This is a genomic window from Chryseobacterium culicis, from assembly GCF_002979755.1.
Lineage (GTDB): Bacteria > Bacteroidota > Bacteroidia > Flavobacteriales > Weeksellaceae > Chryseobacterium > Chryseobacterium culicis_A.
The window spans coordinates 39567-55916 of sequence record NZ_PCPP01000008.1; the positions used below are offsets into that span (position 1 = coordinate 39567).

A 16350-nucleotide genomic window follows, 5' to 3' on the forward strand; every position below is an offset into this window, starting at 1 on the left:
TAATACTGTTTTTTATATGAGAAATTTTTTACTTGTTGGTTTCTTAATGGCCGGCTTTTTATCCTCCGCACAGACTTACTGTACGCCAGCGTTTGCTAGTGGGTGTAGTGGAGGGGACGTGATAGATTCTTTTGCAATTCCGGGTGCCGGATTTGATCATCCTGATACAGGTTGTTCTACTGATGCATATGGAGATTACACTTCAATGACAATTAACCTGAGTGCAGGTTTAAGTTATGATTTTAGCGTTAAACATGGGTATAGTGATCAGAATGTACGTGTTTGGATAGATTTTAATAACGACGGAACTTTTGATGATGCCGCTCCGGAACTTGTAGCGTCTGCAAGTAGTACTCTTGTAGGGGCAAACAATATTACCTCAGGGCTTATCACAATTCCTTCTACCGTTACTCCTGGTACTTACAGAATGAGAGTGGGAGACAGGTTCTCCAGTGATCCTATTCCTTGTAATACCGATGGATATGGAGAAGCTCATGATTATACAGTAGTTATTGGTGCGGTTCCAACTTGTTTTGCGCCGTCTGCTTTAACGGTATCTGCGGTTACAGCAAATTCTGCTCAGGTGGGATGGACTGCTCCATCTTCTGCCCCGGGCAGCGGATACGAATATTATTATTCAACCTCCAGTACATATCCTGCTGCTTCCGTAGTGGTTTCCGGAACAAGCAGTGGATTAACTGCCAATCTCCCTTCACTTGCAGCAGCCACTACTTACCATGTGTGGGTACGTTCTGTATGCAGTACTTCAAATAAGAGTGCGTGGTCTCAAATGGCAACATTTATGACATCCTGTATTTCTGTAGGGGTACCATATGCATTAGACTTCGAAAGTATAACTCCACCTGATATGCCGAGCTGTACTTCAGTAGTGAATGACGGTTCAGGAAATCTGTGGGAGACAGGTGATCTGGATGCTCAAGGATTTACAGGAAATGTCCTTCAGTACTCTTATGACTATGCCGATAATGCGGATACCTGGTTTTTTACCAACGGTATTAACCTTACTGCAGGAGTAACTTATAGAATTAAATATAAATATGCAAATGCAGAAGGAACTGTATACGTAGAAAAACTAAAGGTAGCCTACGGAACTTCAGCTACAGGCGCAGGAATGACCAATACATTAGCAGATCACTCAAATATTGTTAGCAGTACAGCAACAAGTGCTTTTGCAAACTTCACACCCACTACCACAGGAGTTTATTATTTTGGATTCCAGGCATATTCTGATGCGAATATGAATCAATTATATGTGGATGATATTAATATAGATGTAGCACCAGCTTGTAGTGAGCCTAATGCCTTAGTTGTTTCAAATATTACGGCCGGAGGAGCTACGGTTTCCTGGACGGCAGCTACTCCTGTGCCTGCAAACGGATATGATATTTATTACAGCACAACGAATACAGCACCTACAGCTACAAGTACACCTAATTTTACAGGAATTACGGCGGCTACTTATACTATTCCTAGCTTAGCGCCTTCCACAGCTTATTATGTGTGGGTAAGATCTGCATGCAGTGCAACAAGCAAAAGTGTATGGAGTGATCATGCGACCTTTACAACATTATGTTCAAGCGTGAATCTTCCTTACACAATAGATTTTGAAAACGTTACTGTTCCAGATCTGCCTGGTTGTACAGTCAATGTTAATGCAGGAACAGGAAATGATTGGGAAACAATGGACCCTCCTTCTGATAGCCAGGGCTTCACTACCAATGTGTTAAAATATCAGTATAACTCTTCCAATTCTGGCAATGCATGGTTCTTTACACAAGGATTGAATTTGACAGCAGGAGTGCAGTATACCATCAGTTATAAGTATGGTAATAACTCATCAACTTATGTTGAGAAATTGAAAGTTGCCTATGGAACATCACCAGATGCATCAGCGATGACAGGATCTATAGCAGATTATCCTTCAATTAATGATGAAATGGCTCATACAGAATCTATAACATTTACAGTTCCTACAACAGGAGTATATTTCTTTGGATTTAATGCTTATTCAGATCCGGATCAGTATAATCTGTATATAGATGATATTAGTATTAACAACGCGAATCTGGCAACAGCTGAAACGGCTGTAGCGAAAAATAATATTCAGGTTTATCCTAATCCGTTTACAGACGTATTGAATATCTCCGATATTAAAAATGTGAAAAATGTATCAGTAACAGATGTTACAGGAAGATTGGTAAAAACAATTGCAAACCCTGAATCTGTGATTCATTTAAGAGATTTAATGCAGGGTGTTTATTTAATAACACTGGAAATGAAAGACGGATCTAAACAAACGATCAAGGCGATTAAAAAATAATTCATCATTTAAATAAAAAGAAGGGGACGGATCATTATGATCCGTCTTTTTTATGGGAGTTGGGATTTGTTTTGAAATATTTATGAAAAAAAAGGAGAGCAGAATATTCTGCTCTTCTTTTATATTTTATCCTGTGGCCATCACTGATGATGGAGTATTACCCATTGTTCGCTATTTATTGGGTACCGGCTGTATATCTCCCTTATTCATAAGATCAAAAACAGTAGGGAAGAACATTACTAATATAAAGTAGATGATGATCATCAGTACAATCAGTGCAAAAAGAATAATCACTAAGCTATTGGGTTTGTTTTTCTGTTTCGGTTCCATGATTTTGTGGTATTTGGTGAATAAATTTTATTTATACCAAATATTAAGCTAATTTCTTGCCACATTTCTTACAATACCTTGCATCATCATCAATATCTTCATTTCCGCAGCGTTCGCACTCCAGTTCAAGGTTTTGTCTTTTGTTTCTCATTTCTGCGGTTACAATACCAGTGGGAACTGCGATAATGGAATAACCGGCCAGCATCAGAACAACCGCAAAAAACTTCCCTAAAGGCGTAATAGGCGATACATCACCATACCCTACAGTGGTTACCGTAACCACTGCCCAGTAAATGGATTGGGGGATTGTTTCAAAGCCTTGTCTTCCGCCTTCTACCATGAACATAAGGGAGCCTACAATGACTGAAAAAATAATCAGGAACAAAAGGAAGATATAAATTTTTCTCGAACTGTTTTTTAAAGCCCTTACAATTAAATATCCATCATTCATGAAATCCAGCAAATTGAAAATCCTGAAAATCCTCAGCATTCTCAACATTCTGAAAATCAGAAAGTATTTGGTGATGGGGAAGAAAAAGCTAAGGAAAAAAGGAACCAGCGCCAGAAAATCAATAACCCCGAAAAAACTGAATATATAATTCCGTTTATTTTTTACCACCGCAATCCGCATAGAATATTCCATAGTGAAGAAAATGGAGATCACCCATTCAAGTATCAAAAAAGTATAATGGAATCTTTTATCAAGTTTTGGGACACTTTCCATCATAATAATAGCAGTACTTGCCAGAATTAAAGACAATAATATGATGTCGAACAGTTTTCCAAGCTTCGTATCGGAGCGATAAATTATCCGGTAAAGGAATCTTTTCCAAAGAGTGTCCTCAGGAATAAGATTATGTTCTCTTTCCATTTATATAAGGTTATTTCACAGCGAAGTTAATAATTTCTATAAAGTATAGGGTAAATATATGACTGTTAAAAGAATCTTGCAAATGTTAAAATAAAATTCATCATTAAAAAGTGAATTATCTACACTTAATCGTGTGTATTTCAGAGTGTTATATTTAACAAAATACGAATAAAATATGACATATAAAAATGTTTTTTTTAACATTTTTATACACCAAGTTTGTAATTTTAATCTACAAAAGCTTTATATCATGAGAAAAATTTTAACCTTGTTTATTCTGTTTTTCATAAGCAGTTTTGTGTATACACAGGTTGGGATTAATACCTCAGCGCCCAATGGTGCTGCTGTATTGGATATCGTCTCCAACCAGAAAGGAATTCTTATTCCTCGCCTTACAGATACTGACCGGGATACCAACCTGGCTGATAATGACGTTTCTACAGTACCTCCTGCAGGTGTCGTAAACGCTAACCTTACTGCAGGAACCCTTATTTTTAATACGACAACGAATAACTTCCAGTATTGGGATGGTACCCTCTGGAGACAGCTTTTTGTTCCCACATCTTCTCAGGCTGGTAACGACGGTGTCGTTAAAATAAATTCTGGAAACGCAAATGTAAAACCCTCATTCAATTTAAGTGCTGCAGGTAGTGGCTATGGCCCAAGACAACAAGTTCTCTATGCTGTACCATTAGTCTTTGCTGCAAGCCCTACAACAAGCTGGCCGGAAACAACAGTTCCCTTTCCTGGAGTGACATCCAATATTTATATTTCGGCTACGGGTAAATGGAGAGAAAATGAAATTAACGGTCAGGTCCATGTCTGGAGAGTAATCTCTACGATCACTCCTGGATCCAACTCTTCAGGATCGGTAAAAGCTACTTTTAAAAACCCCGATTCCGGTTTTGAAGTTAATTCCATCCAGTTGGTTCCAAGTGGATCAAGTGGAACAGGTAACATTCTTACTTTTTATTTCTATACCATTGCAGACCCTGCAAGTCTTGATCCGGGAAGAGGATATCAGCTCTTTATGGAATCCGATATAAGCTGTAGTGTGGTAGTAGAGTCCTTTACAAGGGTATCACTGTTCAAAGATTAACAGTCTTATTTAATTCTTTCTAATATCAAATTAAGCCGGCCGGAGAAAGCCGGTTTTTTTATTGCTGTAGAAATTTTTCCGGATTTTTAGTAAAATTAATATCTTCGCTGTAACCGTAAAATATAAATTAATGAAGCTAAAAACTGTAATTGCAAAAATTGAAGAGGAGATCAGTATCAGACAGGCTGAAGATTTTGATAATGTAGGATTGCTGTGTGGGGTTTATGACCGTGATGTATCCGGGATTCTGGTTTGCCATGATGCGCTGGAAAATGTAGTAGAAGAGGCCATTGAGAGAAACTGTAATCTGATTGTATGTTTTCATCCCATCATATTTTCCGGACTAAAATCTTTAACAGGGAAAAACTATGTAGAAAGAGCTGTTTTAAAAGCTATTGAAAATAAAATAGCCATCTATGCCATCCACACCGCATTTGATAATGATTTCTTTGGGGTAAATCACGGAATATGCAGTCAGTTAGGACTCAGGAATATGAAGATTCTACAGCCGAAAGAAAATAATTTAAAACAGTTAACGGTTTTTGTTCCCAAAGAATATTCGGAAAAAGTAAAAGAAGCCATGTTCTCTGCCGGAGCAGGAAATATCGGATTTTATGATGAATGCAGTTTTACAGTGAATGGGAACGGAACATTCAGGCCGGTAGAAGGTTCAAATCCGTTTTCCGGACAGCAGGGAATTCGTGAAAATGCAGATGAAGATATGATTTCCGTGATTTTTGAAAGCTTTAAACAGGGACAGATTGTAGGTGCCATGAAGGCTGCACACCCTTATGAAGAAGTAGCGCATCAGGTGTATAGTCTTGATAATAAAAATCATCATGCCGGATTGGGAATGTATGGTGATCTGGAAGTGGAGATGGATGAAAAGGATTTCCTTGGATTTGTAAAAGAAAAATTTGGGCTGGAAGTGATAAAACATTCCTCCTTCAATAATAAAAAAATTAGAAGAGTAGGGGTTTTGGGAGGCTCAGGAGCCAGTGGAATACGATCAGCAGCAGCCAAGAAATGTGATGCTTATCTTACCGGAGATCTTAAATATCACGACTATTTTTTAGCAGAGTCTAAAATGTTGATCTGTGATATAGGACATTACGAGTCAGAACAATTTGTTACTCAACAATTATTTGAAATTTTATCACAAAAATTTAGTACATTTGCAATTTCAAAATCTATTGAAAAAACAAACCCAGTAAATTATTTCATTTAAATATGGCAAAAACCAACGATATTTCAGTTGAAGAAAAATTAAGAGCTTTATACGATTTACAGATCATTGATTCAAGATTGGATGAAATCCGAAATACTAGAGGAGAATTGCCAATTGAAGTTGAAGATCTTGAAATCGAGATTGAAGGTCTTGAAAAAAGAGCTGAAAAATTTCATGCTGATATCAAAGATCAGGACGATCAGATCAAAACAAAGCATGAAGTGATTAACCATGCTAAAACTTTAATTGAGAAATACAAATCTCAGCAGGATAATGTAAGAAACAATAAAGAGTTTGAAGCATTAGGGAAGGAAATGGAATTCCAGGATCTGGAAATTCAGCTTGCTGAAAAAAGAATTAAAGAATTCGGAGCTAAAATTGCTCACAAGAACGAAACTTTAAGCGAACTGAATACTAAGATCGACGATTTGAAAAGCCACTTAAAATTCAAGAAAGAAGAATTGGATGGTTTGATCTCTGAAACTCAGAAAGAAGAAGAATATCTTATAGAGCAGTCTAAAGAATTCGCAGGTAAAATCGATGAGAGATTATTAGCTTCTTACAACAGAATCAGAACAAACTCTATCAACGGTCTTGCTGTAGTAGGATTAGAAAGAGGAGCTCCAAAAGGATCTTTCTTCACTATCCCTCCTCAAAAGCAGATGGAAATTGCTCAGAGAAAGAAAATCATCATTGATGAGCACTCTGGAAAAATCCTTGTTGACGACGAATTGGTAATCGAGGAAAACGAAAAAATGAAATCTGTAATTAAATTCTAATTATTGATTTTTAAAAATATAAAAGCTGTTTCATCTCTGAAACAGCTTTTTTTATTTGATATGAATATAAATCTGCCTCTCTTGGAGTAAAGCAACTTTAATAGGGGGATTTGTCATTCCGTAGGAATCTCTCACATTCTTTTAACATGATAAAGATTCCTGCGAAATGACAAAGGTTGTATTGTAATTGGATTAAAAAACTTAATGAAGAGTCATCAATAGAAACGGGCTGAAGCCCGTTTAATCAAAACAAACCTTCCTTATCGGCTCTAGCCAAAACCTATAAAAAAACCGCTTCAAAATGAAGCGGTTGATCGTATTTTAATCCTGATGATCGTACATCTTATTATACAAAGCAATAAACTTCTCTTTTACCGCTTTTCTTTTCAGTTTTAACGTTGGAGTAAGCAATCCGCTTTCAATGCTCCATATTTCAGGAGTAAGCTCAATTTTTTTGATTTTCTCCCAGTTTCCAAGATGCTCGTTGATGCCGTCAATCTCTTTTTCAATTCTTTGCTTAAGTTCTGCGCTTTTCGCAATTTCTTCCGGTGTGGAACCGATATTCAGGTTGTTTCTCATAGCCCAGCTTTTTGCAAATTCAAAATCAGGCTGTACCAAAGCACAAGGCATTTTTTCACCATCACCCACTACCATGATCTGCTCAATGAATTTAGAGGCTTTTGCTAAATTTTCAATCGTCTGAGGAGCAATATATTTCCCACCCGATGTCTTGAACATTTCTTTCTTACGGTCAGTGATCTGTAAAAATCCGTCACCATCCACATGTCCGATATCTCCGGTTTTGAAGAAACCATCTTCTGTGAAGGCTTCTTTTGTCATTTCTTCATTTTGGAAATATCCTTTGAATACGGATGGTCCTTTTACGGTAATTTCACCGTCTTCCTGAATTTTAACTTTTAAATTATCCAATGGAATCCCTACGGTTCCCACTTTCATCTTATCAAAGCTGTTGACAGAAATTACCGGAGAGGTTTCTGTTAAACCATACCCTTCCAAAATAGGAATTCCCGCATTCTGAAACATTAAGTTAAGCCTTGTAGACAATGCCGCAGATCCTGAAACCAATGTCACAATTTCACCTCCTAAACCTTCTCTCCATTTGGAAAATACCAATTTGTCAGCAATGATTTCCTGAAGTCCGGATGGCTTTGAAATAGTTTTCTTCTTACTGATTAAGTTCAGCGCCCAGAAGAATATTTTTGATTTTAATCCTCCTGCAGAAGATCCTGTATTGTAAATTTTGTCATATACTTTTTCTACCAGCCTTGGTACTACCGTCATATAATGAGGCTTCACTTCTTTTACGTTTTCACCCATTTTCTCAATGCTTTCCGCAAAATAAAGAGAAAAACCGTTGTACTGATACAGATAGAACAGCATTCTTTCAAAAATATGGCAGATAGGAAGGAAGCTTAATGCTCTTGTTTCCTTATAATCCAGACTTCTTTTCTTGGGAATTCTCGGAATGGCTCCCAATACGTTTGAAACAATATTATTATGAGTAAGCATTACTCCTTTCGGTCTTCCGGTAGTTCCGGAAGTATAAATAATGGTTGCAAGATCTTCCGTATTGATCGCGTTAGAAAGGTCATCCACTTCAATTTGTGTAGATTCATCTTTACCCAGATCAAGAATTTCTCTCCAGTTGGCAGCACCACTAATATTATCAAAAGTAAAAATACCCTGTAAACTCGGGATATTGTGTTTTACTTTCATTACTTTATTCAACAGCTCTTTATCAGAAACAAAACAGTATTGAATTTCAGCATTATTGAAGATGAATTCATAATCTTCCGGAGAAATACTTGGATAAACAGGCACTGAAACAACTCCGATCTGAGAAAGTCCGAAATCCATTATAGCCCATTCTGTACGGGAATTGGTTGTAATCAAAGCAATTTTATCACCCGGTTTTATACCAAGCTTCAATAATCCTCTGGATATCTTATTTCCCTCATTAATAAACTCCTGGGTAGAAGTTTTTTTCCATTCACCATGATATTTCGTTACAAACATATCCGTTTTAGGATATTTTTCTAAAGCGTAGTGTGGAATATCGAATAATCTCTTGATCGTCATGATTTTTTACGTAATTTATAAAGAAATTTAAATATAAGCATTTTTTTTAATTGAAAACATTTGAATGTAATAATTAGGAATTAGTTAAATGCTTACCATAATATATGGAATCAAAAAGGAGGCCGGAAGCCCTGAAAAGGGGATTTTATATTTTGAACTGATCATTTGTGAATGTTTATGGCTCTGAAGGTATCCGGTATTGTTTTTATCTCTCCTCATTTCGAATCCCAAAACACGCATTCACTGGCATTAAACGCTCTTCAACTTCCATTTTCTGTGCCTTTTTCCTGCTTTCAATTTAATTTTTTCAGATTTGGTTAAAAAGTGTAAATTTACGGCTATCTAATTATTTTTTTTATGGACTTTAATTTATCGGAAGAACAGCTGATGATTCAGCAGGCAGCAAGAGATTTTGCACAAAATGAACTATTACCTGGAGTGATTGAAAGAGACCGTGACCAGAAATTCCCTGCAGAACAGGTGAAGAAAATGGGAGAAATGGGGCTTTTAGGAATGATGGTAGATCCAAAATACGGCGGTGCAGGTATGGACAGCGTTTCTTACGTGCTTGCGATGGAGGAGATTGCAAAAATAGATGCTTCTGCAGCTGTTGTAATGTCTGTAAACAACTCATTGGTTTGTGCCGGTCTTGAAAAATTTGCTTCTGAAGAGCAAAAAGTAAAATATCTTACCCCATTGGCAAGCGGACAGGTAATCGGAGCATTTGCATTATCTGAGCCGGAAGCAGGTTCTGATGCTACTTCTCAGAAAACAACTGCTGAAGATAAAGGAGATTACTACCTTTTAAACGGGATCAAAAACTGGATCACGAATGGTGGTACCGCTTCTTATTATATTGTAATTGCACAGACAGATCCTGAGAAAAAACACAAAGGGATCAATGCTTTCATTGTAGAAAGAGGATGGGAAGGTTTTGAAATCGGACTAAAAGAAGACAAATTAGGAATCAGAGGAAGTGATACACATTCTTTGATCTTTAACAACGTAAAAGTTCCAAAAGAAAACAGAATCGGTGCTGACGGATTCGGTTTCAACTTTGCAATGGCCGTATTGAACGGAGGAAGAATTGGTATTGCTTCCCAGGCTTTAGGTATTGCTTCAGGGGCTTACGAACTGGCATTGAAATATGCTAAAACAAGAAAAGCTTTCAAAACTGAAATTATCAACCACCAGGCGATTGCATTCAAATTAGCGGATATGGCTACTCAGATCACTGCTGCAAGAATGCTGTGTTTCAAAGCGGCTTGTGAAAAAGATGCAGGAAAAGATATTTCTGAAAGCGGGGCTATGGCAAAATTATACTCTTCTCAGGTAGCAATGGATACTACTATTGAAGCAGTACAGATCCACGGTGGATACGGATACGTGAAAGAATACCACGTAGAAAGATTAATGAGAGATGCCAAAATCACTCAGATCTACGAAGGAACTTCTGAAATTCAGAAAATCGTGATCTCAAGAAGCATCGCAAAATAACATTTTATAAAACACACTACCTATGAAAAAATCTTTGTGGATCACCCTCGGTGTTGTACTGCTGTTACTGGGCGTATTTGTCTGGTATAAATACTATTTCGTTTTCGGAGAAGGAGTGAAATCCGGATATCTGAACTACGCTATGAAAAAAGGCTATGTCTTCAAAACATATGAAGGTAAGCTGATTCAGGAAGGCTTCGGAAGTGGAAAAACAGGAACCATTACAAGCTATGAGTTTGAATTTTCTGTGGATGACCCTGAAGTTTTCAAACAACTGGAAACGAACAGCGGAAAAACCTTTGATCTGCATTACAAAGAGTACAATGGTGCTCTTCCGTGGAGAGGAAACACAAAGTTTGTCGTAGACAAAGTAGTGAATATGAAATAAAAACAAATAAGGCTCTCAATCTGAGGGCCTTATTTTACACCAAATCACAAAATATTAATATATGAAATAAAATTTCCAATTTTATTTTTGAACCTTGTTTGATAACGAAGATTCATTCTCTTTTGCTTATACTTAAAGTTAAGAGGAATTTTTGTAATAAACAAATACTTCCGTTGAATGTTTGATAAAATTAAAAATAAGAATCGAACTTTAATTCTAAACCTCATTAAAAAAATATTAAAAAATCTATCCAAAGACGGATTGAAATCTAGTGAGAGTCGTTATTCGGAATGTTTTTATTTCTCTTTTTATAAAAATAATATCCAATACCGGCAATGAGAAACAAAGGCCATAACGGAAGAATAAACAGGAAGATAGAAGTAATCACATCCCAGCCTGATTCGATGGCTGCTAACGATTTTCCACCGAAAGTTTTAGGTTCTGTTTCTGTTTTCTCTTTATCACTGATATTTATATTGATCGTACAAATGGTATTGTCAGCATAGTTTCGCCCTGAAACCTGAATGTCTTTCGTATCAATATCCCCGATATTACTGCTGATAGCATCCATTAAACCATCAAAATGCTGGAGAGGAACTTTGATGTCCAGGCTGTAGACTTTTTGATCTTCTCCGTGAGGACTTGCAGATTCCACGTAAGAAAGGTTTTCACTTTTGATGTAGCCGTTATTTTTATGGGCTTCTTCTCTGATGATTTCCTTCACTGTTTCTGTATTTTCTGCTTGTATGGTAAGATATCCTGATTTTACCATATTGTCTTTAGGCATATTCAGCTCATAACTGTCATTTTTAGGTTTGTCTTTATAAATGATCTTGGTTTCTTTGATAATCTTTGGAGCCGGAGCTTTTGCAGCCACTTTTTCAGGTTTCTTCTCTGTGGAATCCCTTTTTTCTATTTTGGATTCCAGTTTTGTTGTTGTTATTTTTTCAGATAAAGAATCTACCATCTTTGAGGTATTTTCTATTTTTTGCTGAATATCGTTCTTAGTATTTTCAAAATCTTTTATTCTGATACTGGCAGAGTCCAGAACTTTATCTGCTGTTTTATTGGCATTATCAATAGCTTCCGTTGCAACTGTTGCAGCGCTGTCAGCTGAGTGGATCGCTTCATGTATTGTATCCTGTGCCACTTCTCCTTTTTTACACATAATGAAAGTGCTTGATACAGCAACGAGTAAGATGAACTTTTTCATAAGTTTAATTTTTTTGATGAAGTAAAATTAGAAGGGAAGTTCTTGTAAAGATTGTAAATGAAATGTATTGTACTGGTAAAATAGTAACTATTATATTTTCAGTGTTTTGTATTTGTTTTACAAAAGATTTACAAAGCATTTTTCTGAGTTTGAGGTATTGAAATTATTCTAAAGCTTTGCCTTTTTACTCAATAGTAGTTTGGAAAACTGAAAATTCCCATCCTTCGGAGGGGTGCGAAAATTCAAAGAATTTTTGACGGGGTGGTTTCATACCATATTATAAAAAAATCCGCAGAAAATTTCTGCGGATCTATATTTAAAACAATTTCGGCTTTTCGTGATTTTGCCCTTTTATTTCAGATTAATTTTCTCTGAACTCACTGATGAAGTGTAATTTCACATTCGGGAATTTTTCCTGGGTCATATGAATCGTGAAAGAAGAGTCTGCAAGGAATACCAATTGATTGTATTTATCTCTTGCCAGGAATCTCTGCTTTAATCTTGCAAATTCTTTAAACTGTTCAGACTTTTCATCAGCTTCTACCCAACATGCTTTGTGCATGGATAGAGGTTCATACGTACATTTTGCCCCATATTCATGTTCCAGACGGTATTGAATAACCTCGTACTGAAGGGCTCCTACAGTTCCGATGATCTTTCTTCCGTTCATTTCAAGGGTAAATAGCTGCGCAACCCCTTCATCCATCAGCTGATCAATACCTTTTGCCAATTGTTTAGCTTTTAACGGATCATTGTTGTTGATATAACGGAAATGTTCAGGAGAGAAGCTTGGAATTCCTTTGAAGCTTAATTTTTCTCCACCAGTTAATGTATCTCCGATTCTGAAACTTCCGGTATCATGTAAGCCAACGATATCACCAGGGAAACTTTCTTCCACCACTTCTTTTTTATCAGCAAAGAATGCGTTAGGAGAGGAGAATTTCATTTTTTTACCTTCTCTTACCAATAAGTAATTCTCGTTTCTTTTGAAGGTTCCGGAAACAATCTTTACAAAGGCAAGTCTGTCTCTGTGCTTAGGATCCATATTCGCATGGATTTTGAAAACGAATCCTGTGAAAGTGCTTTCTTCAGGCTTTACCAGACGGGTATCACTTTCTTTTGGTTGCGGCATTGGTGCGATATCAATGAAAGCATCCAGTAATTCACGAACTCCAAAGTTATTTAAAGCCGAACCGAAGAATACCGGTTGAAGATCACCTTTCATATAATCCTCACGATTAAACTCAGGGTAAACAGACTGGATAAGATCAAGCTCTTCTCTTAAAGTTTTTGCCGCTTTTTCACCAATAACATCATCAATAGAAGTATCATTGATATCATCAAACTTAATAGAATCCCCAACTTTCTGTTTTTTCTCTTCTAAGAATAGCTGAATATTGTTTTCCCAGATATTATAAATTCCCTGAAAGTCACTTCCCATACCAATTGGCAAAGAAAGTGGACAAACTGTTAATCCTAATTTTTGTTCTACTTCGTCTAACAGATCGAAGGCATCTTTACCTTCACGGTCTAATTTATTGATGAAAACCAACATTGGGATGTTTCTCATTCTGCAAACCTTAACCAGTTTTTCAGTTTGTTCCTCAACCCCTTTTGCAACGTCAATCACAACGATTACTGAGTCTACAGCCGTTAATGTTCTGTAGGTATCTTCAGCAAAGTCTTTGTGACCAGGAGTATCGAGAATGTTGATTTTATGGTCTCTATATTCAAAAGCCAATACGGAAGTCGCTACAGAGATCCCTCTCTGTCTTTCGATTTCCATAAAGTCGGAGGTAGCTCCTTTTTTTATTTTGTTGGATTTTACCGCACCTGCTTCCTGAATCGCGCCCCCGAAAAGAAGTAACTTTTCTGTAAGGGTTGTTTTTCCGGCATCCGGGTGGGAAATGATCCCGAAGGTCTTTCTTTTTTGTATTTCTTTGATTAAGTCTGACATATCGTATTTTGAAGTTGCAAAAATCGTGATTTTTTGCGAGGTTTTCAAATTTTAATTAAGACAATGTTAATTAAGCAGAAGAATAGATGGATAGTCACGTTTGAGAATAATACATGTGGCTATGATCCCATGAATAGTTGAGCTTATCTGTCAAGCAAACATTTTTATTAATAATATGAAGACATAGATCAATCCGGCAGCAATCATGATAAAAAAGGCAGACATAACGTATTCAAATATCCCAAATTCAGTTTTTTGCGGGGCTGAAATAAGGTTATACTGCTCAATGGTCTGCAGACTTATTTTCAGATCAGGGCGAAAATGTTGGATTCCTTTTAGAAAATGACGGTACAAATCATATGGGTTGCGTAGAATGACCAATTCAAAATTAAAGTCAACACTTGAAGACACAATTTCTCCTGTTTTATTTTTCTGATAAATCTGTAATGTTGTTTTGCCGTATTTTACAGTCTGAGTGTTTCGGACATATACATCGTCAGATGGATTTTTAGCTGGCTGAAGATCGGTATATAGAATTGTTTCAATAATGGTATTTTGATTGTTGTAGAAAGTAATTCCTCTTTCATCTACAATAACTTTTCTTGCCTTTTCTTTTTTCCGGTACGTTAAAGATATGATCAAGGCTACACAGCAAAATACAAGAAGAAGCTGGGCAATAAGAAGTGTGAAAAAAATACCAGGGTCATTTTCTAGGTATTGTCTGAAATTATTGTACATAAGATCGAAAACGACCCCGATTACTCCAATAATCAGAATGACAGCTATCCAGATAATCCCCATTAAAAAATAAGTAATGGGTTTATTGATTTTGGATTCTATGGTCTGGAATTTTTCTGTCATATTAATTGGGAGTTTCAGATAATAAAAAAACAAGTCCGCATATAAGTGCTGTAATAATGAAAGTCGCCAGAATTAAAAGCCAGCCTCCCAAAGAAACCCCTTTGCTATTCACCTTCCATGTTTCCGTATCAATAGAATAGTTACGAAAAACAAAAGGATCTACTGTTAAGTCAGGGCGGAAAGTAACAATGCCGTGCAGGAAATGTGCATACAAAGTATATTTATTTTTTACCACCTTTAAAGGGAGATTCATGTCAATACGTTTTGTAATTTCTTCTTTTTTCTCTGATTGGATCGTAAGTTCTAGTAAAGGAGAAATACCCGATCCTACAGGATTTACAGTATAGATATCAAAGTTTTGTTTTGAAGGGCGAAGATCTGTATAGAGAATATGGTCTGCAATTTCATTTTTTGCATTATAAAATAAAAGTCCGGTTTCATCAACCACAATTTTACTTTCTATTTTCTTTCTTTTTCTACTATAATAACGGATTGTGGGAATTAAAATAAGTGCCGAAATTCCCCAACAAACCAATGCGGGATAAATCATTACCTCAAATCCTCTTTTATAAATTCCGTAAACAGGCCCCAGAGCGAAAAGTACAGTGAAAGGAATAAAGATCACAAAGAAAAGCCCATTCAGAACAACAGTCATAAATTTGTTGGTTGTAGACTCAATTCTTTGAAACGGAGATTCTGTATTCATTTTGTGATGTTCATGGATAAAGGAACGAAAATAAGAAAATCCTTTTTTAGTTGCCTGTAGTAGTCAAAAAAATTATCTTTGTTTCTCATAAACTTTTACAGAGAAAGGATGGAAAATAGCAAATATCCGAAGTTTACGTTTACATGGTTTGGCGGTGTTGTTTTGGTGGTTGGATTATTCGTGGGAACAATGGCTGTTTCCTTATTCAGCACTTTTTGGAAAGTTGTTTTCCGGGAAAATCTTGAACTGAAAGACTGGTTTTTGATGCTAGCAAATTCTGTAGGATTTCTTACGGCTATTGCCTTTTTTGACTTTTTCATCGTAAGACGTACTACGCAAAAGAGACTTAACTTCAATTTATCATCGGTTAATTTCTCTACCTATCTCCTGATCTTTCCCATGATGGCAGGAATGATGTTTATTTCTGAATTTATTGCCGCTCAGATTCCGACTACCGGGCCTTTTTTTGGCGATTTTTATGAATATTTTACCCAATTAATGAATCAACTGACGGATAATCCTGTTGTAATGATTATCATGACGGTAATTATGGCTCCCATTTTTGAGGAAATTATATTCAGGGGAATTATTCAGAAAGGATTGATCAATAAAGGAGTAGAACCATGGAAAGCAATTTTGTATGCTTCCATTATTTTTGGAGTGGTTCACGGAAACCCATGGCAGTTTATCAGTGCAGTGATGCTGGGCTGTGTATTGGGATTGGTATATCATAAAACAAAATCTTTACTGATGCCGATATTGTTGCATGCATTTAATAATTTAACCCTGTCACTGTTGGTGCTTTACGGTAAAGATGAGAGTTTTGCAAAGGTTCTGCATGTTTCAGAATGGCTTATTCTGGCTGTTGGAATTGTACTTTTCTCTTTATTCTACTATCTCTTTATGAAAAAGTATAAAGTACATTATGCTGAAATGTAAGTAACCAGGCTAAAAAAGTAAAATTGAAAATGAATATAGAA

General features: G+C 36.4%; 14 protein-coding genes. 7 read left to right on the plus strand and 7 right to left on the minus strand.

The annotated features are described in order from the left end of the window. Positions 1-16: 16 nt before the first annotated feature. Entirely contained in the window at positions 17-2341 is a 2325-nt protein-coding gene (locus CQ022_RS22435; RefSeq protein WP_105684691.1) for a GEVED domain-containing protein, read from the plus strand. 171 nt (positions 2342-2512) lie between these two features. On the opposite strand, the gene CQ022_RS23090 is transcribed toward CQ022_RS22435, so the two are convergent. Together CQ022_RS23090 and CQ022_RS22440 are read right to left on the minus strand one after the other, a co-directional pair. Further along, entirely contained in the window at positions 2513-2671 is a 159-nt protein-coding gene (locus tag CQ022_RS23090) for a hypothetical protein (RefSeq protein ID WP_165791728.1), read from the minus strand. Positions 2672-2714: 43 nt separating this feature from the next. Beyond that, positions 2715-3542, minus strand: a complete 828-nt coding sequence (locus CQ022_RS22440) for an ion transporter (RefSeq protein ID WP_105684692.1) — start codon at positions 3540-3542, stop codon at positions 2715-2717. 250 nt (positions 3543-3792) lie between these two features. Here CQ022_RS22440 and CQ022_RS22445 point away from each other — a divergent pair, with 250 nt between their 5' ends. From CQ022_RS22445 to CQ022_RS22455, 3 genes are all read left to right on the plus strand, one after another. Further along, positions 3793-4641 (plus strand): hypothetical protein, encoded by an 849-nt coding sequence (locus CQ022_RS22445; RefSeq protein WP_228421865.1) that lies wholly within the window; start codon positions 3793-3795, stop codon positions 4639-4641. 130 nt (positions 4642-4771) lie between these two features. Further along, on the plus strand, positions 4772-5869 hold the full coding sequence (locus CQ022_RS22450) for a Nif3-like dinuclear metal center hexameric protein (RefSeq protein WP_105684694.1): 1098 nt from the start codon (positions 4772-4774) through the stop codon (positions 5867-5869). 2 nt (positions 5870-5871) lie between these two features. Beyond that, positions 5872-6648 (plus strand): zinc ribbon domain-containing protein, encoded by a 777-nt coding sequence (locus CQ022_RS22455; RefSeq protein WP_105684695.1) that lies wholly within the window; start codon positions 5872-5874, stop codon positions 6646-6648. A 321-nt stretch (positions 6649-6969) separates the two neighbouring features. On the opposite strand, the gene CQ022_RS22460 is transcribed toward CQ022_RS22455, so the two are convergent. Beyond that, positions 6970-8748 carry an AMP-dependent synthetase/ligase gene (locus CQ022_RS22460; RefSeq protein ID WP_105684696.1) on the minus strand — a complete coding sequence of 593 codons (1779 nt, stop codon included), beginning with the start codon at positions 8746-8748 and terminating at the stop codon, positions 6970-6972. 357 nt (positions 8749-9105) lie between these two features. On the opposite strand from CQ022_RS22460, the gene CQ022_RS22465 reads away from it, so the two are divergent. Both CQ022_RS22465 and CQ022_RS22470 read left to right on the plus strand, forming a co-directional pair. After that, a complete protein-coding gene (locus tag CQ022_RS22465; RefSeq protein ID WP_105684697.1) occupies positions 9106-10245 on the plus strand; it encodes an acyl-CoA dehydrogenase family protein in 1140 nt (379 codons plus the stop codon). 22 nt (positions 10246-10267) lie between these two features. Then, a complete protein-coding gene (locus CQ022_RS22470; protein ID WP_105684698.1) occupies positions 10268-10633 on the plus strand; it encodes a hypothetical protein in 366 nt (121 codons plus the stop codon). Between the two features lie 268 nt (positions 10634-10901). Here CQ022_RS22470 and CQ022_RS22475 read toward each other — a convergent pair whose 3' ends face one another. From CQ022_RS22475 to CQ022_RS22490, 4 genes are all read right to left on the minus strand, one after another. Next, positions 10902-11846: a DUF4349 domain-containing protein gene (locus CQ022_RS22475; RefSeq protein WP_105684699.1), complete on the minus strand. Its 945-nt coding sequence runs from the start codon at positions 11844-11846 to the stop codon at positions 10902-10904. Between the two features lie 361 nt (positions 11847-12207). Beyond that, positions 12208-13803 (minus strand): peptide chain release factor 3, encoded by a 1596-nt coding sequence (locus tag CQ022_RS22480; RefSeq protein ID WP_105684700.1) that lies wholly within the window; start codon positions 13801-13803, stop codon positions 12208-12210. A gap of 150 nt (positions 13804-13953) precedes the next feature. Beyond that, positions 13954-14664 (minus strand): hypothetical protein, encoded by a 711-nt coding sequence (locus CQ022_RS22485; protein WP_105684701.1) that lies wholly within the window; start codon positions 14662-14664, stop codon positions 13954-13956. Position 14665: 1 nt separating this feature from the next. Further along, complete coding sequence (locus CQ022_RS22490; RefSeq protein ID WP_105684702.1) at positions 14666-15370, minus strand: hypothetical protein; 705 nt, start codon at positions 15368-15370, stop codon at positions 14666-14668. Positions 15371-15478: 108 nt separating this feature from the next. Here CQ022_RS22490 and CQ022_RS22495 point away from each other — a divergent pair, with 108 nt between their 5' ends. Continuing rightward, positions 15479-16309, plus strand: coding sequence for a CPBP family intramembrane glutamic endopeptidase (locus CQ022_RS22495; protein WP_105684703.1), 831 nt, complete (start codon positions 15479-15481; stop codon positions 16307-16309). Positions 16310-16350: the final 41 nt, after the last annotated feature.

Bases quoted from the DNA above. Each gene is read 5' to 3' on its own strand.
- CQ022_RS22495 (WP_105684703.1), top strand. From the start codon at position 15,479: ATGGAAAATAGCAAATATCCGAAGTTTACGTTTACATGGTTTGGCGGT.
- CQ022_RS22460 (WP_105684696.1), bottom strand. From the start codon at position 8,748: ATGACGATCAAGAGATTATTCGATATTCCACACTACGCTTTAGAAAAA.
- CQ022_RS22455 (WP_105684695.1), top strand. From the start codon at position 5,872: ATGGCAAAAACCAACGATATTTCAGTTGAAGAAAAATTAAGAGCTTTA.
- CQ022_RS22475 (WP_105684699.1), bottom strand. From the start codon at position 11,846: ATGAAAAAGTTCATCTTACTCGTTGCTGTATCAAGCACTTTCATTATG.
- CQ022_RS22470 (WP_105684698.1), top strand. From the start codon at position 10,268: ATGAAAAAATCTTTGTGGATCACCCTCGGTGTTGTACTGCTGTTACTG.
- CQ022_RS22435 (WP_105684691.1), top strand. From the start codon at position 17: ATGAGAAATTTTTTACTTGTTGGTTTCTTAATGGCCGGCTTTTTATCC.
- CQ022_RS22480 (WP_105684700.1), bottom strand. From the start codon at position 13,803: ATGTCAGACTTAATCAAAGAAATACAAAAAAGAAAGACCTTCGGGATC.
- CQ022_RS22450 (WP_105684694.1), top strand. From the start codon at position 4,772: ATGAAGCTAAAAACTGTAATTGCAAAAATTGAAGAGGAGATCAGTATC.
- CQ022_RS22485 (WP_105684701.1), bottom strand. From the start codon at position 14,664: ATGACAGAAAAATTCCAGACCATAGAATCCAAAATCAATAAACCCATT.
- CQ022_RS22465 (WP_105684697.1), top strand. From the start codon at position 9,106: ATGGACTTTAATTTATCGGAAGAACAGCTGATGATTCAGCAGGCAGCA.
- CQ022_RS22490 (WP_105684702.1), bottom strand. From the start codon at position 15,370: ATGAATACAGAATCTCCGTTTCAAAGAATTGAGTCTACAACCAACAAA.
- CQ022_RS22440 (WP_105684692.1), bottom strand. From the start codon at position 3,542: ATGGAAAGAGAACATAATCTTATTCCTGAGGACACTCTTTGGAAAAGA.
- CQ022_RS22445 (WP_228421865.1), top strand. From the start codon at position 3,793: ATGAGAAAAATTTTAACCTTGTTTATTCTGTTTTTCATAAGCAGTTTT.
- CQ022_RS23090 (WP_165791728.1), bottom strand. From the start codon at position 2,671: ATGGAACCGAAACAGAAAAACAAACCCAATAGCTTAGTGATTATTCTT.